This window comes from Acinetobacter sp. RF15B, from assembly GCF_007558235.1.
GTDB lineage: Bacteria > Pseudomonadota > Gammaproteobacteria > Pseudomonadales > Moraxellaceae > Acinetobacter > Acinetobacter lwoffii_C.
Map to the genome: position 1 here is coordinate 94,377 of NZ_VLSR01000007.1, position 22,183 is coordinate 116,559.

Here is a 22,183-nt window from a genome sequence, read left to right on the forward strand (position 1 = left end):
ACCTAAACTTGTAGTCCAAGGCACATATTCAAATACTCTCAATGCCCTACGTGCAATAGAAAAGATAGAATGAAGCAATGTCTGATTAAATGGCCCGGCTCGCTTTTGCCTAGCTTTCAAATGTACCAGTCATATAGATATCAAAGAATGCTTAGTTTCTCTAAACTCCGAAGGTGAAATCCCCACCCATTTTTTAAAAGCACGTGTAAAATTGGTGGGTTGTTCATAACCTAAATATTCGGCAATTTGCTGAATACTCATATCACTTTTCGTCAGTAAGTCTTTTGCATCATGTAATCTAATTTCATCCAAAAGACTGGAATAGGTTGTCCCTACATTGTGTAAGTTTCGTTTAAGTGTACGACTTGAAACCGCCATACTTTCTGCAATTTCCTCTAAACTTGGATAACCTTTTCTTGGCGTTAAAATGAGTTTAGACTTTACTTGTAAAGTTATGTCACTGATTTTCAGGACGAAATATTGCTGCTCGATTTTACATTGTTGCAATGCTTGCTGATAGGCAATTGGATCTGCCATGTAAATTGGCACATATAACATTTCCGTTTCAAAATGAATCATATTATTCGGCTGATTAAATTGAATAGTGGGCAGCATCTGCCGGTATTTAGCATGATAGTTGGGTTCAGACCAGTCAAAGTCTATACCTACTTTTGAATAATCCTCATGTGTTAGAAACTTAGCAGCCTGTACAGCCCCAATCATTATGCATTCATAAAAAAAACGTCTTAATATAAAAATCTGCTCCGCCTGACTCGCCATGACAGGATGTAATTCTGTAATTTCTAAAGAAGACTGATTTGGGTTCTCATGAAAAGTAATTTGATAATGTCGCAAACGCATCGTAAAAAACTGTAAAACCAGCTCAATGGCCTGTTTTAAATTCGCACAACTCATCAGGGCAAATCCCATAGGACCATGAGCTGTCAACCGAAGTGCTACCCCATATTCATAACCCAGCCCATCATGATCAGTGAGTTGCAGGCTTTCCCAAACCAATCGTGACCATTGTCTCGGGGTAATTCTATCCTGTAGTAAAGCTTGGTGTGGAATTCTACTTTTTCTGAGCAGGTCGGTACTGTCTATCCCTTTCTTCGCCATGATTTCAAGCAAAATAACAGCATAGGAAACTGGAATACTGGCACTATTTAGAAGAAAAGGATCTTTCATCTTTTTGCTTTTAATTTTTTTGTCCCAAATTGATCAGTAGTATGGCTCAAGTCCATCTCACGCTCAAGTTCTGTTCGATGAATACTCTATCTATTATTTTGAAGAGATATTCTTATGGCACTGCCAAAAGCAAATTCAGATTTTAGAGTGGTGATTACCGGTGCTTCATCAGGGATTGGTGAGGAGCTGGCCAAACAATTTGCAAAAATGGGTTATTCATTGCTTCTGGTGGCTCGTCGCGTTGACAAGCTTGAACAACTGGCCCACAGCCTGAAACAAAAACACGCCGTCGAAGTCGATTTATACCCATGTGACCTGGCTGATCGTCAGGCAAGAAGTAAATTGAAGGCGTTTTTAACTACCATTCAGGTTTCAGTTTTATGTAATAACGCAGGCTTTGCGACCTTTGGTGCATTACAAGAACTTGATCCTGAACGTGAAGCAGAAGAAGTAGAAGTCAATGCCGTCACCGTCCATGATTTAACCATCGCTGTACTCCCTCAAATGATTGCACGTAAATCAGGTGCAATCTTAATTGTAGGATCAACCTCTGGACATCAACCCACACCGGCCAACGCAACTTATGCAGCAACCAAAGCCTTTGCAAACTCATTTGCTGAATCATTACATAGTGAACTAAAAGGCACCGGTGTCAGTTGTACTTTACTTGCCCCGGGACCGACCCGTACAGAATTTACCGAAATAGCAGGCATCAGCAAAATTGAGGGGGTCGGTGGTCAACTGGTGTGGGTCAGTGCTGAACACGTGGCAAAACAGGCCATTGAGGGCATGCGCTGTAATAAACGTATTGTGATTCCGGGCTTACTGGCTCAAGTCCAAACTGTTGGCGGGCGTTATACCCCCCGCGTGATCTTATTGCCAATTCTCAAACACGTTTTTTCGAGATTAAAATCATGAAGCAGTTTATTCAGGATATAAAAACGCCTTTGGCATTGGCCCGTTTAGGCTTAGGCATTCCCAAAGAAATCCGTTTTACTCCCATCGAACATCCTATTGAAGTCCGCCAAGTCAAAATGCAGCTCCAATTCAATGGCAATGAGAATGACCCATTGCATGATATGGGATTGGGAAATGTGGTGGAGGCACGCTTGCACCGGGTGGACTTAGCGGGTGGTTTCATTCCACCAATCCAGCTGCCACGCTTAAGAACACCGCTGTTTTTACTACGACAATTTAACCCACGTATTCTTTGAAAAAAACGACTATAAACAGGTGAATTTTATGAATCAGCATGCAAAAGAAAATGTAGAAGTTAATGTTCTGGCCCAACCGTTAAAACTGGCATGTGGGATCAGCATTCCAAACCGTATTGCAAAAGCAGGCATGAGTGAGCAATTGGCTGATCGTTTTGGGGTACCGACTACCGATTTACAGCAACTCTATGCGGTATGGGCAAGAGGCGGTACAGGTCTGTTGGTCACCGGGAATGTCATGATTGACCATCGAGGTCTGGTTGAGCCACGTAATGTCATTCTTGAAAATGATCAACATTTGCAGTCATATCGCTTATGGGTAAAAGCAGTACATGCCAATGGTGGCAAAATCATCATGCAGATTAACCATCCCGGGCGTGTTGCGGTGTTACCTTTGCTGAAACGTCCTGTTGCCCCATCAGCTGTAGGTTTAAACCTGCCTGCAATGAATATTATCCGTATTCCAAAAGCCATGAGCGAAGCTGAAATTTTAGAACAGATTCAACGCTTTGCTAAAACTGCAAAATTGGCGATACAAGCAGGCTTTGACGGTGTGCAAGTCCATGCAGCGCATGGCTATCTGATTTCGCAATTTTTATCCCCCTTGGCAAATAAACGGACCGATCAATGGGGCGGGACTGCTGAAAATCGTCGTCGTATCCTGATTGAAACTGTACGAGCCGTTCGTAAGGAAATTGGCGCTGACAGGATTTTAAGCGTCAAACTGAATTCCGCAGATTTTCAAAAAGGTGGATTAAGCCAACAGGAATCTTTAGAAATTGCATTAGCTCTGGAAGCAGAAGGCATTGATCTTCTCGAAATTTCAGGCGGGAATTATGAATCACCGGCACAATTGGGTTATGCAGCGGACCGTCAGGCACAAAGAGATGCTTATTTTATTGATTATGCAAAAGCATTAAGGCAGCAAAGTCAGCTTGCCTTGATGCTTACGGGTGGAATCCGTCAAAACAGTACCATGCAGCAACTGATTGCCGAAAATATCGTTGATTTGATCGGTATGGCACGCCCTTTTGCAATGCAACCGGATTTGGCAAAACAGGTGTTGGCAGGTGAATCGGTACAAGCTCAAACCAGTGTACCCTCTATTGGTTATAAACCTGTCGATGCTTATTTACAGCTGGCTTGGCATGCGATGCAATTTAAGCGGATCAGCCAGGGTTTAAACCCCAAAGGCAGTAAGGGTTTGATTCCAACATTCCTACGCTTTGGTCCTCAAATGGGACTGAATATCCTTACGCAAAAATAATAAAAGGACTTCACCATGAAAAGTCTGATTAGCGAAACGCATAGCATTACCCCCAGACGTCCAGCTTTTGATTTTTCCAAAAGCTCTTTACACTGGATCAAGGATGACCCGATTGCATCCAATATATTGAATGTGATTCATCCCATCACACCTGCACCTGAGCGTTGGTTCTGTCAGACTTTTCGTGAGGCTTTGCCTTATATTCAAGATGAAAAACTCAAACAAGCAGCCATTGCCTTTATCAAACAAGAAGCCAGCCATAGCTACGGTCATACCTTGGTCAATCGCCAGTTGCACATCGTTGAACAGCATTTACAGGATTATCTGAAACTGCTCGACTGGATTTTTGATGACATGATCGGTTCTAATCCCTTGGGGATCAAACTTAAAAATGAAAAATTAAAAAAACACTGGTTAAAAACCCGTTTAGGGATGGTTGCAGCCGCTGAACATATAACGGGTGTGTTGGGTCACTGGGTATTAAATGCGGAAACCCTTGAAAAATCTGCGATAGAAATTGAACTGTTTAGGTTATTACAGTGGCATGGTGCAGAGGAAGTCGAACACCGCGAAGTTGCTGATGCCATGTTTAGATCTATGAGCAATAGCATTACATTGCGAACAGCTTCAGCCGTTTTTATATTTCCACTTTTTTCGATACTCGCCATCCTGGGTATTTATCAAATTATGGAGAAAGATACTGAATTTCCTCAACCATTTAAAATCCGCGATTATTTACGGGCTGCACGTCAAGACCGTGTACCGAAAGCCCAGATGTTATTGAAAGCAGGTATGCGCTATTTTAATCCCAAGCACTCCCCCTTGAACGAAGGGAATACACAGCAGGCTTTGAACTTTTTGAAAAAAATGGGAAGCTAGTCAGCCAGTGAGAGCCTTAAGAAGGCTCTTTTTCTTAAGGTTTATACGGATCAACTCAAGCTATTGTATGACTTGGATGAGTATTGATTCGGTGATCAATCAAGGCAATATCACTTCTTATTCTTTAAAATTAGCTCAGCATGGTGAACTTCCAGAAAAAATAGAGATAGAATGAACGCTCTTCGAAGAATTTAACTATTGATTTCTTGTCTGAGTATGAAACTTTATTTTTTCTTCTCTTATTATGGAACTATAAATATCAATGCGACCAAGATGGCCCAGTATGAAAATTTATTATTCTCGTACAAGAAACTGGCCTTTTTCTTTCCATGGAGAATATAGAAATGACTAAACTGACCTGTTTCAAAGCCTATGATATTCGCGGCAAATTAGGGACTGAACTGAATACCGAAATCGCCTATAAAATCGGTCGTGCCTATGGACAGATTTATCAACCTGACACAGTGGTGGTAGGTTGCGATATCCGCTTAAGCAGCGAAGACTTAAAACAGGCGACCATCCGTGGCTTAAATGATGCAGGGGTCAATGTGCTGGATCTGGGGATGACCGGCACGGAAGAAGTCTACTTTGGCGCGTTCCATCTGGATGTACAGGGTGGGATTGAAATCACCGCCAGTCATAATCCGATGGACTATAACGGCATGAAACTGGTACGTGAAAATGCTCGTCCAATCAGTGCAGATACCGGCCTAAAAGACATTCAAGCGCTGGCCGAGAGCAACCAGTTTATTGAAACTGCGACCAAGGGCACGGTTCAGACATACAATATTCTGCCTGAATTTATCGATCACCTGATGACTTATATTGATCCGGCCAGTCTCCGTCCGATGAAGCTGGTGGTCAATGCCGGCAATGGGGCTGCAGGCCATGTGATTGATGCCCTTGAAGTCAAGTTTAAAGCGCTCAATATTCCTGTTGAATTTATCAAGATCCATCATGAAGCTGATGGCAACTTTCCCAATGGTATTCCCAATCCAATTCTGGTGGAAAACCGTGCCAGTACTCGTGATGCAGTCATAGCCCATGCGGCAGATATGGGGATTGCCTGGGATGGGGATTTTGACCGTTGCTTCCTCTTTGATGAAAAAGGCCAGTTTATTGAAGGCTATTATATTGTCGGTTTACTGGCACAGGCCTTTTTACTCAAACAGGCGGGTGAAAAAATTGTGCATGACCCGCGTCTGGTCTGGAATACCTTTGATGTGGTCGACCAGTATCAAGGGACTGCAATCCAGTCTAAATCAGGCCATGCTTTCATTAAGGATGTGATGCGCGAACACAACGCAGTCTATGGCGGTGAGATGAGTGCCCATCACTATTTCCGTGATTTTGCCTACTGTGATAGTGGCATGATTCCCTGGTTGCTCGCCATCAGCGTTGTCTCGGAAACCGGAAAATCTCTTTCTTCGCTGGTGGAAGAGATGATCGCCAAATTCCCGTGTAGCGGAGAAATTAACTTTAAAGTCGAAGATACTCAGGCCACGATCCAAAAAATCTTTGAACATTATGCTGAACAAAAACCTGAAATTGATCAAACCGACGGAGTCAGTCTAAATTTTGGTACCTGGCGTTTTAATGTCCGGGCATCCAATACTGAACCTTTATTGCGTTTAAATATTGAAAGCCGCCGTGATCAAAATCCACGCCCGATGCAAAGTTATATTGATGAACTGACCCAGCTGATTCAGGGTTAAAAAAATGGGAGCTTTATGGCTCCCATTTTTATTCCAGCCAAGTTTTTACCGGTAGCCTTCTGGATTCTGCTTTTGCCAGTTCCAGCTATCTGCGAGCATATCTTGTAAAGATAATTCAGCCTTCCATCCCAGCTCTTGATAAGCGCGCTGGCTATCAGCATAGAAACTTGCCAAATCACCCATACGCCGTGGTGCAAACTCAAATGAAACTTGAACCTGGTTCACTGCTTCAAAAGTGTTTTTGATTGCCAATACTGAAATAGGCTGACCCGTACCAATATTCCAGGCACGGCAGCCTTGCTGTTCCAAACGGTTCTGGATGGCCAGTACATGGGCTTTGGCCAAATCCACCACATGAATAAAATCACGTTCACAGGTTCCATCAGGGGTAGGATAATCTTGACCAAAAATAGACAGTTTTTCCCGACGACCCACCGCCACCTGCGTCACATACGGCATCAGATTATTGGGGATTCCTTGAGGATCTTCGCCGATCTGCCCGCTTTTATGGGCACCCACCGGGTTAAAATAACGCAGCAAGGCAATCGACCAGCGCGTATCTGCAATTGCAGCTTTCTCTAGCATCTGCTCAACTACGAGCTTGGTATAGCCATAATTATTATTCGGCATACCTATTGGCATCTCCTCCTGATAAGGAGAAGGGTTACGCTCTCCGTAGACAGTGGCTGATGAACTAAACACCAGCTTAAATACGCCGGCGCGCTGCATGGCCTGCACCAGGCTGATGGATCCGGCAATATTGTTATCGAAATAGGCCAGTGGAATTTGCTGGCTCTCGCCTACCGCCTTTAAACCGGCAAAATGAATTACAGCCTCCACGGGATTGTCCTGAAACAGCCGATCGAGTAACTGGCTGTCCCGAATATCGCCTTCAACAAATGTCAGATTTTTGTGCGTTAACCGCTGGACACGTCTTAAAGATTCAGCAGAACTGTTGGATAAATTATCCAGCACAATCACTTCATGACCGGCAGTCAATAACTCTACGCAGGTATGTGAGCCGATATAACCCGCCCCACCCGTCACTAAAATATTAGCCATGCTGCTTTCCTAATAAAATCTGAATTAAACCTTGAGTCGAACCATCCAGACCCTTCAAATCCGTCTGCTCCCCATTCAGGATCGGCAGGAGCTGATTGGCAATCTCCTTGCCTTTTTCGACGCCCCACTGGTCAAATGGATTAATATTCCAGAGCACCGACTGTACAAAGACTTTATGTTCGTACAAGGCAATCAGCATCCCCAGACTATAAGGATTAAGTTCCTGTAATAAGAGGGTGCTGCTAGGCTGGTTGCCTTCATACTGCTTGTAGCTTGGCAGGTTTTGTAGCTCGGTCTGATCCAGAGCATCATTGCCAAAGGCCAATAAGCGCGACTGGGCCAGACAGTTAGACAGCGCCAGATGATGCTGTTCAATTAAAGACTCTGCATTATCTGCATAGGTAAACTGCTGGCTGTTATAACGCTGAATGGGTGCAATAAAGTCACAGCTGACCGCTTGGGTTCCCTGATGCAGTAACTGATAGAATGCGTGCTGGGCATTCGGTCCGACTTCGCCCCAAATAATCGGGCAGGTATCCAGTTGCACCTTGTCGCCGTTGCGTTGAATCGATTTCCCATTCGATTCCATTTCCAGCTGCTGTAAATAAGAGGCAAAATATTTTAAGCGTCCGTCATAAGGCAGAATCGCATGGGTTTGAATATTCAGAAAATTGGTATTCCAGGCCCCCAATAGTCCCATCAGCACCGGAATATTCTGTTCCAAGGGCTGATACTGAAAATGCTGGTCCACTGCATAAGCACCAGCAAGCAGCTGTTTAAAACCCTCGACCCCGATGCTTAAAGCAATAGGCAAGCCGATACAGGACCAGAGAGAATAACGGCCACCCACCCAATCCCATAACAGTAGCTGGTTCTCTGCTGCAATCCCCCATGCGGTCATTTTTTCAGGCTTGGTAGATACCCCGATAAAATGATGCTTTAAAATATAAGGATGCTGTCCCAGCGCCTTTTCCAGCCATAAACGCACCGTCTGGGCATTAGATAAGGTATCAATCGTTCCAAAAGACTTGGAAGAGATAATAAACAGGGTGGTTTCTGGACGCAGCTGATGCAGCAGGTCCGATAACTGACTGCCATCCATGGTCGAAACAAAATGTACATTTAGCGGCCGGGCAGACGGATATTTAAAGTCAGACAGGGCATGCGTTACCATCAATGGTCCCAGGTCTGATCCACCGACGCCAATATTCACCACATCCTGAATGACTTCACCTGTGGCACCACGGCGCTGTCCTGCATGAATCTGCTCGACCAGCATATACATGCGATCCAGTTGCTCATGCACTTCTGCGGCCTGCTCGGCATGTCGCGAATCGTCTTTGGGCAGGCGTAAAGCCCAATGCATGGCAGCACGCTGTTCAGTATAATTGATGCTCTGGGTTGAAAATAAGTCTCCAATCCAAGAGCGCAGATGGTTGGCTTCTGCCCATTGAATCAGGTGCTGCATTACCTGCTGATTGATCCGGTGTTTACTATAATCAAAAATGACCTGTTCAAACTGCAGGGAATATTGCTTAAAGCGTGTCGGGTCTGCTTCAAACAGCTGTCTTAAATGTAGCGATTCAATTTCATTTTTAACTGCATAAAGTTTTTTATACAGGTCTTCTGTTTGAGGATTTTTCAGCTGATCTAACATTAGCGTCCCACCCCGATATAATTAAAACCACGCGCCTTGCTATAAGCAGGGTCATAGAGATTACGTCCATCCAGAATCAGAGGATGTTGCATCAGTTTACTTAAGTGCAGATAGTCTGGACTGCTGTATTGTTTCCAGGCAGTCAGCAAACACAGGGCATGTGCCCCTTCAGCGGCCTGATATTGATCCTCACATAAAATCAGGTCATCTCGTGTGCCATATCGAGACTGGATATTGGCCAGGGCTTGAGGATCATGCAGTTGCACCGTCACCCCCTGTGCCCATAAGGCTTCCAGCATGGCATGCACCGGAGACTGCTGGATACTCGGGGTGTTTTCCTTAAACGCAGCCCCCCAGATGGCAATCACTTTCCCTTGTAAATCTCCCCGGAAATAATTCCACAGCTTGCGAAATAAAAATTCCTTCTGCTGCTCATTAATTTCCCAGACCTGCCCCAGCAACTGGCTCTTCACTCCCGAGTCTGCTACGGCATGGGTGAGCGTGCGGATATCATGAGAAAAGTTTTCCCCCCCAAAGCCCACACCCGGGAACAGGTAGGCAGACCCAATCCGGCTATCTGCGGTCATGCCCTGACGGACCTGCTCAATATCAATGCCGAGTTTTTCGGCAACCCGGGCCAGATCATTCATATAACTGATGCGGGTCGCCAGCATGCCGGAAATACTGAGCTTGGTAAATTCTGCATCAAGAATCGGCATAAACAGGTATTGCTGGGCACGCGGAAATAGAGGTCTGAGCAGTTCTTTAATTTTGAGCTGCACTTCTTGACGGTCACAGCCTACAATCAGTTGGCTGGCCTGTACAAAACTCTGCACAGCATTACCTTCCTGAATAATATCAGGTAGATAAACCCAATCATCATTGGGAAGAGAGTGCTGAAAACGCTGTGTGCCTTGTAAGCCCAAGGTAGATGCATTAATCATCAGTTTCGGATGCGCAAAACAGGCATGGCTTAAGGTATCGACCACCTGGAGGGCCAGTGTTTCTTCAGTCGGATTAAAACTCAGAAAAAACACATCCTGATTAAAATCCAGGTGCTGAAAGTCACAATAATTTAAAAACCGGGATTGCTCCTGCTTTTGGAGCAGAAAATTTAAGGACTCATCCTGAAAATTCGGCGGCGGTTCATCGGTTGTAAAGCTATTACACCACACCACCTGATGACCGCACTCAGACAAAAGAGCAGCAAATACCCCTGAAAACAGGGTTCTTCCTAATATTGCGACCTTCATAATCTTCCTTTGTTATTGTGCCAGTTCCTGAATCAGTGTCTTAAACTCCGCTCCAAGTTGAGGATGATCAACCCCATAGTGTAAAACCGCCTTGAGATAACCCAGCTTGCTGCCGCAGTCAAAAGTCTGGCCTTGCATACGATAAGCTTCAACCGGATCGGTTTGCTGTAACAGGGCAATCGCATCGGTCAGCTGGATTTCATTGCCTGCACCTTTGGGAGTCTGCTCCAGCAGCTGCATGATTTTTGCCGGCAGAATATAACGGCCAACCACTGACAGATTAGAAGGAGCCGTTCCGATGGCCGGTTTTTCTACAATCCCCTGCATCACGATGCTTTCACCTTCTGCTGGCGAATGCGCGACATCCACAATTCCGTACTGATCGACCAGATGCTCAGGCACTGCCTCGACCATAATCTGGGCAGCCTGTGACTGCTCATAATGCTGGATCATACGGGACAGATCATTTTGTTGCTGCTGATCTTTGACCAGTACATCAGGCAGTAATACGGCAAAATCATCCTCGCCAATCACGGCTTTGGCACACAGAACCGCATGGCCCAGACCTAAGGGCTGTGGCTGACGTACACTCATCACACTCACGCCCGCCGGCAAAATTTCAGTAATTTCCTTCAGCAAATCGGTTTTCTGTTTTTGCGCCAAGGTGGTTTCGAGTTCAAAATTACGGTCAAAATAATTTTCAATCGATGCTTTAGAACTATGAGTGACTAAAATAATCTGTTCAATCCCGGCAGCAATCGCTTCTTTCACCACATATTCAATTGCAGGACGGTCAACCACCGTGACCATTTCTTTTGGAATCGATTTACTGGCCGGTAAAAAACGGGTACCCAAACCTGCAACAGGTAAAATCGCCTTCTTAATCATATGGAATAACCTGACCTCAATGTTCTAATTCACTTTCACTTCTTTACCACGTTGATAACCATCAACATAGTGCTCCAGCTGGCTTAATGCCCAATCAATATCCGATTGCACTGCAGTTAACGCATTAAAACGCTCAAAAACCTGCAACAATTCATCCAGAGGATACATTTTTTCATAAGAACGTAAAATCCGGCTGTGTTGTGTCACTTCGGTATTATCAGCATCAATGAGTAATTCTTCGTAAAGTTTTTCACCAGGACGTAAACCCGAGTACTGGATTTCAATATCGCCCGCCTGACTGCCAGCTTCTCGCACTTTCAGGCCACTGAGGGCAATCATCTGACGGGCCAGATCCTGAATCCGTACCGGTTCGCCCATATCCAGCAGGAAGACATCTCCGCCCTGCCCCAGCGCACCGGCCTGAATCACCAGCTGAGAGGCTTCAGGAATGGTCATAAAGAAACGGGTAACATCGGGATGAGTGACCGTAATCGGGCCACCTTTGGAAATCTGCTGTTTAAATAATGGCACCACTGAGCCCGAAGACCCCAGCACATTACCAAAACGGACAATACTGATCTGGGTCTGATCCTGTGCTTCCGCCATGGCCTGACAATATAGCTCGGCCATCCGCTTGGTCGCCCCCATCACGTTGGTGGGACGCACGGCCTTATCGGTTGAAATTAACACAAAGGTTTCAACGCCTTTCTTCACCGCAGCATTCACACTAAAGGCGGTTCCGACGGCGTTATTTTTTAAGCCCGCCAGCGGATTACACTCAACCAGTGGCACATGTTTATAGGCAGCCGCATGATAAACCGTTTGTACCTGATACTGCTCGATGACGCGCTCCAGTTTGGCTTCTTCTAAGACTGAACCCAAAATTGGAATAATTTCACAGCTGGCGGTGAGGCGTAACTCTTTTTCAATACTATAGAGGGCGAATTCAGTCAGTTCATAAATCACAATTTTGGCAGGCTGATTTTTGATAATCTGGCGGCAGAGTTCTGAACCGATCGATCCGCCAGCACCGGTGACCATCACGACTTTATGCTTAATATTTTTTTCCAGTAACTCGGCCACAGGAGGTACCGGATCACGGCCTAACAAATCAATAATATCGATTTCCTGAATATCAGAAACGCGAATTTCACCATTGACCAGCTTGGTTAGCCCGGGAATTTCTGTAATTTTTAAATGAGCCGGTTCCAGAAACTTGATAATTTCACTTTTACGGCTACGCCCAACTGAAGGCAGGGCAACCAGAATTTCATCAATACCCAGTTTAGCCAGACATTTGAGCGCAATCTGGGGCGTATAGACGGGTATTCCGCCAATATTCTGTCCACTTAAAGATGGATTATCATCTATAAAAAATACCGGTAAATGCTCATCGGAACGGTACAAGGTGGCTGCCACTTGCTGCCCGGCATCCCCTGCGCCATAAATCGCAATTCTTTTTTTGGGTATACCGGACTGTAAATAGGAGCGGACAATCAAGCGAATTACCCCGCGACTCAACCAGACCCAGGCAAACATCATAAAGCCAAACATCAGGGGGATGGATGTTGGAATAAAAGCATGGGTGCTATAAGCCAGTAAATACAAGCCTGTTACGGTCAGGATGGTCGCTAGCCCGAGTTTAACAATAAAAAACTCATTAAACGTACGAACAATAAACTGGTAGCTTCCGCTCACCAAGAGGGCCACGACAGCAATTGCACTTACCCAAAGCGCACCAAAAGGAATATTGGGAACCACTTCTGCGCCCAGATCGAACTGGCGAATGGCATAACATAGCCAGATCAGCACAGGGAAAATACAAAAATCAAGTGCTACCAGGAAGATCTTTTTGGCAGTACGAGGAGATTCGACTAAAGGTAGGATGATTGATTTCACGTGAGATGTCTTCTCAAATTTATTTATAAGTTTTAAGCAACTCTTAGCTAAAAAGCAGGCTAAAAGCTAAACAAATATATAAAATGCACTGTTGATTGCACATTTTATATATTTAAGCTGTTAAAAAGTTATATACGACTAATCACCTGACGAATGCTGTGCTCAGATGCCTGAATATTATTTTCTGTTAAGGTCGGATGAACTAAAAACATTAAGCTGGTTTCACCCAGTTGTTGGGCATTCTTGAGACGCTCCTGAGGACGCCATGCTGTACCATCAAATGCACGCTCCAAATACACTTCTGAGCAAGACCCACTAAAACATGGTACATCTAGAGCATTAATTTCTGCCATAATCCGGTCACGTGACCAGTCTGCTGGTAAAGCCTCTGTATTGACTTGCACATAGCATTTATACCAAGCATGCGTATAGTCAGCATCCGGTGTATGTACTGTAAAATAAGGACTATCTTCAAAACAAGCCAAGATTCTTTTAGCATTTTCAGTACGTTTGCGCGTCCATTCCGGCATCTTTTTCAACTGGATACGACCGATTACTGCCTGCATTTCCATCATGCGCCAGTTGGTACCAAAGGAGTCATGCAGCCAGCGGAAACCCGGCGGATGTTGTTTATTATAAATACTGTCAAAGTTCTTGCCATGGTCTTTATAGGACCACATTTTTTTCCACAGCTCTTCATCATTGGTGGTGACCATACCGCCTTCACCCCCTGTGGTCATGATCTTGTCCTGACAGAAAGACCAGGCACCGATATGTCCGATTGAACCGGCAGATTTGCCTTTATATTTCGCGCCGTGCGCCTGTGCACAGTCTTCAATCACATACAGGCCTCTATCGGCAGCCAGTTGCATGATCAGGTCCATGTCACACATCCAGCCGGCCAGATGGACACAAATGATAGCCTTGGTATTCGGCGTAATGACTGCTTCAATGGTACGGCGCGAGATATTCTGTGAATCCAGTTCAACATCGGCAAAAATTGGATTTGCTCCCACGGTCACAATGGAGCTGGCTGAAGCCAGAAAGGTACGTGAGGTGACAATGACATCATCCCCTGCCCCGATACCCAGTGCTTTTAAAGCCACATCGAGCGCCACGGTTCCATTGGCCAATGCCACTGCATACCGGGTGTCTGCAAACCGGGCAAATTCTTTTTCAAACTCACGGCATTCCTGTCCGGTCCAGTAGTTGACCTTATTCGACAATAAAACCTGGGAAACTGCATCCGCTTCTTCCTGAGTAAAACTTGGCCATGGTTCAAATACAGTATTTAACATGATGTGTCCTGAATTTTTAAAATTGAAAAGCTTATTTTTTCTCTAGAATTCGTGCCGGATTACCGATCACCGTGACGCCCGGTGGTACGCTTTTGGTGACGACAGCGCCCATACCGACTACAGCACCCTTGCCAATCACCAAAGGTTTGTCAGGTGTACCCTGTTTGATCACGGCACCTGTACCAATATAGGCATGGTCTTCGATATGGATATTGCCATTGCATTTCACCCCGGGAGCAAAGGTGACATAATCACCAATGATGCAGTCATGAGCGATATAGCTATAAATATTGGCATGAAAGAATTTTCCAATTTTGATATTGGATGTCAGACAAGTGAAAGGACAAAGTAAGCTCCCTTCACCAATATGGACCTCATCTAGAATAACTGTATTGCCTGCATGAACATCTAGATGCTGTATCTGGTCCTCATTTAAACGCTGAACCAGTTTTTCACGAACTTGACTATTTGCGATAGCAATGGTTACAGCCTTATGAGTATGTGGTCTGGCGAGAAAATCCTGATAACTGAGAACAGCATAGCCATTTAAATTATTGCCAGCTTGGCCATCATCGATGAAAACGAAGTTTTCTTTGGCTAAGGTAGGAAATTGCTGGCGAACCAATGGCATAACTTCTTTACCAAAACCACTTGCACCATACACAGCAATAAATAAAGCTTTCATTATATTTCGTCCTTGCGTTGTGAGCCGGTAAAGCGTGTCATGGTTGCTTCACCCTCGGCACTGATATCATCTTTCGCTAAAACTTTATGTACCGTTTTAAACATGATTTTAAAGTCGAGCCAAATCGACTGATTTTCGACATACCAGGTATCGAGTTTAAATTTTTCTTCCCAGCTAATGGCATTGCGGCCATTGACCTGCGCGTGACCGGTCATACCCGGTCTTACATCATGGCGTTTGGCTTGTTCAGGACTGTAAAGCGGCAGATATTCCATCAACAGGGGGCGTGGGCCGACAATACTCATATCGCCTTTAATCACGTTCCACAGTTCTGGCATTTCATCCAGACTGGTAGAACGCAACATTTGACCAAATGGGGTTAAGCGTTCATTGTCGGGCAATGGATTACCCTGCTCGTCCACAGCATCTTTCATGGTTCGGAATTTGATCATCTCAAAAGGTTTGCCATGTAAGCCGGGACGTACCTGGCGAAACAAGACCGGAGAGCCCAGATTTTTTTTCACTTTATAAGCTACAAAGGCATAAAGTGGTGAAAGCAGGATGAGGGCAATAGAGGCGATGATAATATCGAGAAGGCGTTTTAGCATGATCTTATCCTTGTACAACCCAATCAGAAAATTTTTGTGAGAGTTCCTGACGGTTAAACTGAGAACGAGCTAAATTTTGTGCATTTCCTCCCATGACCACAAGCTCATCCCGGTGATCTGCTGCATATTCTAATGCATCTGCAAAAGCCTGCGAATTTTCAGGTGGCACAGCAAAGCCACATTGTTTTTCTATAATTAGCTCCGCTAACCAGCCAGGATAGTTATTTAAAACAGGTAAGCCTGCTGCAATATAATCAAAGAACTTATTTGGGGATGTACCATAATAAAATGCAGGTACATTGGCTAAAATTTGTAGCCCTAAGTCCGCACTTTTCATTAAACCGGCTAATTTAGTTTTATTCACTGGATCATGAAAAACAATATTTGTTAATTTCAATTGTTGGGCACGAGCCATTAAGGCTTTCTTCTGCATGCCATCCCCAACCAGAAATAACTTTATGTCATCTCTGCCTCTTTTTTGCAATTCAACAGCCACATCAATTACAGCATCCAGACCATTGGCTAAGCCATGGGTACCAGTGAAGATTGCCATCAAATCCGTTGCTTTTACATTTGCTGGACGCCAAGGCTGTTGCTCTTGAGCAAATATATCCAGATCACAACCATTTGGAATAGAAGCCACTTTTTGTGGATCAATACCACGTTTGACAATACCTTCTACAATGCCTGGCGATAATCCGACTAAACGATCTGCTGAATGGTAAGACACCCACTCCAATATAGACATCATCCATAATACAATCGGGTTTTTAATCACTCCCATGGCTTTAGGTAGTTCTGGCCATAAATCACGTACTTCAAATACAAAAGGTTTACGACGTAGCCATTTTGCAAAAATACCTGGAATACCTGCTGTAAGTGGTGTAGTAGTTGCAAATAGCACATCATATTGTTCTGTAAATGCTACTTTAATTGATTTAAAAGCAAAGCTTAAAAATATTAAAATTCGTTTTAAAAACGAAAGGCTATTTGAATATGGCAATTCAAATTCGATAATTTCAATTCCATCGACTACCCCCCGACGCATTCCATTTTCAAATGCCTGAGTTAACCCTGTCTGCCCTGCACCAAATGAGCCACACACCATCGTGACCTGATGACCATTGCGAATAAGTGCTTGAGCCATGGCATAAGAGCGAATACCCGCAGAGCCTTTGGGCGTAGAAAAATGCTGGTGGAAGTATAGAATTTTCATGTTAAGTCTTGAATAACCGTAGTAATACTTGTTGCTTGAGTGGTTTTAATTTCCAGTACAGGTAAAGACTGTTTTTGATAATAGTATCTTGATTCTTCACCCTGCACCAATTGCAGTGTTAACTTTGATTCTGAATGAACCACAATACTGATATGACCGTTGCTCAGGACATTGTCTTGCAATTGCCACTGGTCTGGTTGTAAACGCCACCTTAAAACAGCCTGTGTTTTAAAACCAGAAATTGTATCTGTCACTTGAATACTCTGATCTTTGAGTGCAACTTCCCGCTTGTGTTTACATCCCCAATAATCCTGATAAGCACAGTGAAACTGATCTGGTTGATAATTTAGTTGACTCGGTTTTAACCATGCAGCAAACAGAAAACGACTCAAACGAGGCATTTGCTGGTGCCCATCAAATTGTACCGTGTTATGACTGGCAACACCGCTAAAGTACTCTAAATCTTCTAGTGTAGAATTGTAACTATACGTACCGCCATCCCGTAAAATATTTTGTCCTTTCCACCAAACATCTAAATGTAAGGCATCACACTGGCTCGGTCTAAACTTAAAAACAGGCAATTTAAAAGCAATAAAAAAGCTACTGTTCTCAGCAGTGAGAAAACCACTAGAATCAAATAAAACATTTTTATTTGGCAGATTGGAGTCAGATTTATGTACTTTATTTATACCAAAGAATTTTAATGTTTCATCATAATTTCCTGATTCAGCATAATAACTATGTTGACAAAATAAAGTACTTGCCAACTGTACAGTTGGTCTAAAGTCACGATAATCAGTCTCACAGATAGGCAAAAGCTTAGCGCCATCATTCGCACCTAAGTTTGGCGTATCCCCATCTTGCTGTGTCAAAATATACAACCAATCTGTGGCTTTTTCCATTTGGGTATAGAGACGCTGAGAAAATTTAGGCAAACTCAGTTTTTGCCTAATTATTTCTGCCAAACAATATGAGTCCAGCATCACACGATGATAAGTTACAGAATATTGGCTAAAACCACCATCTTGCATAATCAGTTTAGCAGCACGGTTCTCTAGCCATTTGCGGCCGAGATCTTGCCAGGCCTTATACTCAGGCTTAGATATCACCGAATTAAGTATTGCCCCACCTATAAAAAGTGCTGTAGCTTCTGAAGTACCATGATTATTGTCTTGTGCAATTGCATAATCAATGGTGGGCGCAATCCGTTTTAAATGTAATGCAATAAGTTCTTGTATATTTTTACTAGGCTGTGTTAATTGATTTAAACCAATTAGGCCAGCAATTAAATGCATGACCCGAATAGAAGCTTCTTGCCCACACTTCCAGTTTGGTCCTAAATAGGCAGAGTTTTTCTGGCACCAATCATTTAGCCATGCATCTAAAACATGCAGTGCTTCATCGTTACGTTGTTGAGCTTGCAGAATAAAGTTAAGGACCCAATCAAAACGAGAAGCCTCCCAAACACCTTTAATATCACCTACATTTGCATCAAAATCTGGAATTTTATACCAAGCCAAATGACTGTTTTGAAACTTATGCTGGGTTAATGGACTATAAAACCAGTTAGGAATACCATTAGTTAAAGGATATTCAAAATAACCAAAAGCCTGTAAGGTTTTAGGAAAGTTGTTTACCTTCGCACAATCAGGTGTAATACTAAAAAATTGCCCCTCAGGCATTTTTGCAGTAAGTTTTCTTACAGGATTTAATCCTGTTTTAACACCTAAACGGTATCTAAAAACCCGAAATATATTACATATACCTAGACGATATAAAGTAGATAACTTATTTATCATTAGTGGTTAGTTTCCAGCCAACTTTTAACAACTTCTTTCCAAGAATACTTAATTTCCACCTTGGATCTTAAATTTCTAGATTTGTCTAAATAGTGATCGTAATTGTAAATTACATCTTTAATTACTAATTCTAAATTTTCTCTACTACTTGATTTATATAAGATAAACTCATCAAAATCTTGAGCAATATCTTTTAAAGAGTCACCAATGATCACAGGAATATTCAAATATGCATATTCGAATAATTTCATTGGACTACCAGATTTTGCTATATCAGAATCATCAGGATGAATTATAAGAATAGGATTAGAGATTTGATTCATACCTTCTATTAAACTTTTATGTTCAAATGGCCCATGAAAAGTTAAATTAGAAAACTCTTTTTTTTCTTCGAATCCAAAAATATGCATATTAATACCAGGATTATTTTCTAGAATCTCATATAAATTATCCCAATCATAATAATCCTGCCTTCTACCAAAATAAACTAAATTTTTTGCCTCCCCGCTATTATTCAATTTGAATTTTTGAAGAAATTCACTTGAAAAGCCATTAGGCATTACATAAATACAACTTGACCTAGGATTAATTGAAATAATTTGCTTTTTTGATGACTCGGAAACAACTATGATCTTGGAAAATTTTGATATTAGAAAAATAGAGAATTTAACTATATTATGAACAAGCTTATTTTTAGAGTTAAAACCTGTTAAAGAATTAACTTCAAAATATATATTTTTATATAATAAGATAAATGGAAGTAGAAGATACGGGAGAATTGGTCTCCAACGAATAATTATTTTTTCTCTATTAATTATAGATTTCAATATTTCATATAAAAATTCGTAAGGTTTATTGGAAATTTTATATTTTGACAAATTATTATCAAAGTTAATAAATTTTCCTGCGCCTTGGTCACTGACTAAAGTCACTGACTGATCGTTACTTACTAAACCTTCAATAAAACCTTTAGCATGACTTACACGCCCACATGGTCCTTCTCGAAAGAAATTGCTAGTAGTTAATATATATTTGTAACTCATCAAAACCTTCTACTATCCTTTAAGAGATTAAAAACAATTCCTGAGCTAATAATTGCTAAAATTAAATTTGCTATAAAAGTTGCCCAAACTGCACCTTGTAGACCAAATTTAGGTATCAGAAAATAATTTAGCAAAACATTAATCAATAAAGAAAAAACTGAGCATATCAACAAGAGATTAGATCTATTTTTTTGTATTATAATAAAGTTTGAAATCAGGTAAAAAGGTAAAAATAAATGTGCTACTATTAAAACAAATAATTCCCATATTAAGTAATCGTAACCATTGACTAGATTAAATGTATTAATTAATACATATAGTAAAATACTACCGATTGATCCAAAAACACCAATTAAAACCATTAGAATTAAGCTTCTCTTAGACCTAGAAACTAAAACTATATCATTTTCAGACTTATATATTTCTTTCTCTTTTAGAATAGTAACTATAGAATATAAAAACACCAACCCTGAGGCAAATATATATATAAAGCTATAATTCCCGACTATAGAGAAGTTTGTATAAAATTCTAAAAAAAATCTATCAATTAAAGCAACACCAAATAGTGAAACTCCATGCAACATTAAAGGTAAACCATGTTTAAATCTTACATATAAATTAATATAATTTTTTTCTTTATTCTTAAATACAATATAAAAAAGCCCTAAACTCATTATAAGTGCTGCTAGCATTTCAGCTAAAAGATAATTAGTTAAGCTATAAAAATAAATAACAACAAATACTACTAAAATGAATCTCAGTATGGAATACAACACCCTATTAAAAGAATAATTTCCAAAATTATTATTTGCTCTCAAATAGGTTAATAGTATTTTATTAAGCGCTAAAAAAAAACCGGCAACCCCTACAAAAATAAAATCGGAATAATATAAAAAAACAATTGTTATCAATAAAATCAAAGAGCTAAAATATAGAGAATTCTTAACCTCTGTATCTGGTTGGTTTTTCAATATTAATCTATCTTGACCAAATAAGTAGAGCGGAATAAAAAATAGTATTATTGAGTAATATAATACTATTTCACCATAAACTTCGGGTTTAGCAAAAAAAGGAATAATTGCTAAGGATAGCCAAGATATAGCTTTAGCAAAAAACTCAGATAATCCTATTAGAATAAATGGGCTTTTTATATATTTCATATATATTTAGGCCTTAAAAACTTCACCACAAAAAAACAACCTATATATATTATAATTAAAGAAATAACTACATTGACAAAAGAACCACGTACAAAATGATAAATCAAAGTAAATGATAGGGAAAAAAACATATAAGCAAGTAAATAGTTTTTATTTTTATCAAGAAAGCCAAAAATAAGACCATAAAAAATAAACATTACAAACCCTAACATGCCAAAATTCAAATATGAGTCTCCAAAAATCCCAGGTGGTATTGTCATAACATCTAAACCAGTCAACATCTGACCGATCAAGGAATCAGTTGTGATAATATTTTTACTGTAAATACTATCAGGAATAAAAGCTAATAATAAACGATAGTAAGACTGTCCATTTAGCATTAAATCTGTGTAATAAACATGATCAATAATTCTAATTACCATATTCGCATAACCGAAATCGCCTGACTTGACAGAGGTGATTAACATTTCCTTCCATGAAATTTCTAAATTACCATTTCCCTCTAAATAAACTCCACGTGCAAATCTAATAAATATACCTAAACTAGCCAACCCCCCCATAATCCAAAGTAATGGCATAAAATTTATTTTCTTAAAGTCATTATTAATATTGTTACTTATATCATTAAAATAAATTCTAGAACTAACAAAACCACCAACTACAATTGCTATTAAATGCATCAATATCATAGTTCTATTACGCAAAGCAACAAAATAGATGAACTCTAAAACCGACAAAGCCAAAATCATACCTATTAAAAAGTAAAACTTTTTAGTACTTTTTAAAAATTTAATACCCATTAAAAAAAAGAATGAAGATGAAAAATACAATAACCATAGAGAATATATTTTTCCACCTTGTATATACTTTAAATCTACACGAGTACTATTTATTGCTGAAAAACCGCCAACTGAAAGAAAAATCCAAATACTAGCAAAAAAAGTTACCAAGGCTGTTAAAAAATAGACCTTATCGAATCTATCTTTGGATATTAATATTATTTTTTTATTTCCTACTCTGTAAGAAATAAAATAAAATATAGAAAAAATATGAATAGAACTAATATTTAGTAAATGATATAAACCAATTGATTTTTCACTACCTTCTAGCACCTCACCTATATAAAAAAATTCAAATATTGGTGAAATATAAAAAAGTATTAAATAACCAAAAACGAACCACGAATAATTTGTTTTAAAATCAAATACGTTAAATACTTGTATTAATAGAAAAATTAAAGACAATACATAAACCAAAAAAGTATAGCCTTGCCCAAACCAAGGCAAAGCTATACTTAGCAATACAAAACAACTATTTAAGATTATATAAATTAGATGTTTTTTTAGCATGGT

General features: G+C 41.0%; 18 protein-coding genes and 1 pseudogene. 5 read left to right on the plus strand and 14 right to left on the minus strand.

Annotated features, from left to right (window positions below; all coding sequences use genetic code 11):
* Positions 1 to 129: 129 nt before the first annotated feature.
* Positions 130 to 1,188, minus strand: a complete 1,059-nt coding sequence (locus E2K74_RS07330) for an AraC family transcriptional regulator (RefSeq protein WP_151206913.1) — start codon at positions 1,186 to 1,188, stop codon at positions 130 to 132.
* Between the two features lie 114 nt (positions 1,189 to 1,302).
* Between E2K74_RS07330 and E2K74_RS07335 the strand changes: the two genes are divergently transcribed.
* From E2K74_RS07335 to E2K74_RS07355, 5 genes and pseudogenes are all read left to right on the plus strand, one after another.
* Positions 1,303 to 2,106: an SDR family NAD(P)-dependent oxidoreductase gene (locus E2K74_RS07335; RefSeq protein ID WP_151206914.1), complete on the plus strand. Its 804-nt coding sequence runs from the start codon at positions 1,303 to 1,305 to the stop codon at positions 2,104 to 2,106.
* A 44-nt stretch (positions 2,107 to 2,150) separates the two neighbouring features.
* Positions 2,151 to 2,402 (plus strand): annotated as a pseudogene (locus E2K74_RS07340) (acetoacetate decarboxylase); the annotation flags it as partial.
* A 28-nt stretch (positions 2,403 to 2,430) separates the two neighbouring features.
* Positions 2,431 to 3,669: an NADH:flavin oxidoreductase/NADH oxidase family protein gene (locus tag E2K74_RS07345; RefSeq protein ID WP_151206915.1), complete on the plus strand. Its 1,239-nt coding sequence runs from the start codon at positions 2,431 to 2,433 to the stop codon at positions 3,667 to 3,669.
* 15 nt (positions 3,670 to 3,684) lie between these two features.
* Positions 3,685 to 4,548, plus strand: a complete 864-nt coding sequence (locus E2K74_RS07350; RefSeq protein ID WP_151206916.1) for a metal-dependent hydrolase — start codon at positions 3,685 to 3,687, stop codon at positions 4,546 to 4,548.
* A 344-nt stretch (positions 4,549 to 4,892) separates the two neighbouring features.
* Positions 4,893 to 6,263: a phosphomannomutase CpsG gene (locus E2K74_RS07355; protein ID WP_151206917.1), complete on the plus strand. Its 1,371-nt coding sequence runs from the start codon at positions 4,893 to 4,895 to the stop codon at positions 6,261 to 6,263.
* Between the two features lie 45 nt (positions 6,264 to 6,308).
* Here E2K74_RS07355 and galE read toward each other — a convergent pair whose 3' ends face one another.
* From galE to E2K74_RS07420, 13 genes are all read right to left on the minus strand, one after another.
* Positions 6,309 to 7,325, minus strand: coding sequence for a UDP-glucose 4-epimerase GalE (gene galE, locus E2K74_RS07360; RefSeq protein ID WP_151206918.1), 1,017 nt, complete (start codon positions 7,323 to 7,325; stop codon positions 6,309 to 6,311).
* Positions 7,318 to 8,982, minus strand: coding sequence for a glucose-6-phosphate isomerase (gene pgi, locus E2K74_RS07365; RefSeq protein WP_151206919.1), 1,665 nt, complete (start codon positions 8,980 to 8,982; stop codon positions 7,318 to 7,320). Before pgi ends, galE begins: the two co-directional genes overlap by 8 nt.
* Complete coding sequence (locus E2K74_RS07370; RefSeq protein WP_151206920.1) at positions 8,982 to 10,235, minus strand: nucleotide sugar dehydrogenase; 1,254 nt, start codon at positions 10,233 to 10,235, stop codon at positions 8,982 to 8,984. The genes pgi and E2K74_RS07370 overlap by 1 nt, the downstream gene beginning before the upstream one ends.
* Before the next feature lie 12 nt (positions 10,236 to 10,247).
* Positions 10,248 to 11,123 (minus strand): UTP--glucose-1-phosphate uridylyltransferase GalU, encoded by an 876-nt coding sequence (gene galU, locus E2K74_RS07375; protein ID WP_151206921.1) that lies wholly within the window; start codon positions 11,121 to 11,123, stop codon positions 10,248 to 10,250.
* A 24-nt stretch (positions 11,124 to 11,147) separates the two neighbouring features.
* Positions 11,148 to 13,022 carry a nucleoside-diphosphate sugar epimerase/dehydratase gene (locus E2K74_RS07380; protein WP_151206922.1) on the minus strand — a complete coding sequence of 625 codons (1,875 nt, stop codon included), beginning with the start codon at positions 13,020 to 13,022 and terminating at the stop codon, positions 11,148 to 11,150.
* A gap of 128 nt (positions 13,023 to 13,150) precedes the next feature.
* Positions 13,151 to 14,320, minus strand: coding sequence for a DegT/DnrJ/EryC1/StrS family aminotransferase (locus E2K74_RS07385; RefSeq protein WP_151206923.1), 1,170 nt, complete (start codon positions 14,318 to 14,320; stop codon positions 13,151 to 13,153).
* Positions 14,321 to 14,351: 31 nt separating this feature from the next.
* The gene (locus E2K74_RS07390; RefSeq protein ID WP_151206924.1) at positions 14,352 to 15,005 is read right to left on the minus strand and encodes an acetyltransferase; all 654 of its coding nucleotides are present in this window, start codon (positions 15,003 to 15,005) and stop codon (positions 14,352 to 14,354) included.
* The gene (locus E2K74_RS07395) at positions 15,005 to 15,613 is read right to left on the minus strand and encodes a sugar transferase (RefSeq protein ID WP_151206925.1); all 609 of its coding nucleotides are present in this window, start codon (positions 15,611 to 15,613) and stop codon (positions 15,005 to 15,007) included. Before E2K74_RS07395 ends, E2K74_RS07390 begins: the two co-directional genes overlap by 1 nt.
* 4 nt (positions 15,614 to 15,617) lie before the next feature.
* A complete protein-coding gene (locus tag E2K74_RS07400; RefSeq protein WP_151206926.1) occupies positions 15,618 to 16,829 on the minus strand; it encodes a glycosyltransferase family 4 protein in 1,212 nt (403 codons plus the stop codon).
* A complete protein-coding gene (locus E2K74_RS07405; protein ID WP_151206927.1) occupies positions 16,826 to 18,628 on the minus strand; it encodes a heparinase II/III family protein in 1,803 nt (600 codons plus the stop codon). The genes E2K74_RS07400 and E2K74_RS07405 overlap by 4 nt, the downstream gene beginning before the upstream one ends.
* Positions 18,628 to 19,671, minus strand: coding sequence for a glycosyltransferase (locus tag E2K74_RS07410; RefSeq protein WP_151206928.1), 1,044 nt, complete (start codon positions 19,669 to 19,671; stop codon positions 18,628 to 18,630). Before E2K74_RS07410 ends, E2K74_RS07405 begins: the two co-directional genes overlap by 1 nt.
* Complete coding sequence (locus tag E2K74_RS07415) at positions 19,671 to 20,831, minus strand: polysaccharide biosynthesis C-terminal domain-containing protein (RefSeq protein WP_151206929.1); 1,161 nt, start codon at positions 20,829 to 20,831, stop codon at positions 19,671 to 19,673. The genes E2K74_RS07410 and E2K74_RS07415 overlap by 1 nt, the downstream gene beginning before the upstream one ends.
* Positions 20,828 to 22,180 (minus strand): O-antigen polymerase, encoded by a 1,353-nt coding sequence (locus E2K74_RS07420; RefSeq protein WP_151206930.1) that lies wholly within the window; start codon positions 22,178 to 22,180, stop codon positions 20,828 to 20,830. The genes E2K74_RS07415 and E2K74_RS07420 overlap by 4 nt, the downstream gene beginning before the upstream one ends.
* Positions 22,181 to 22,183: the final 3 nt, after the last annotated feature.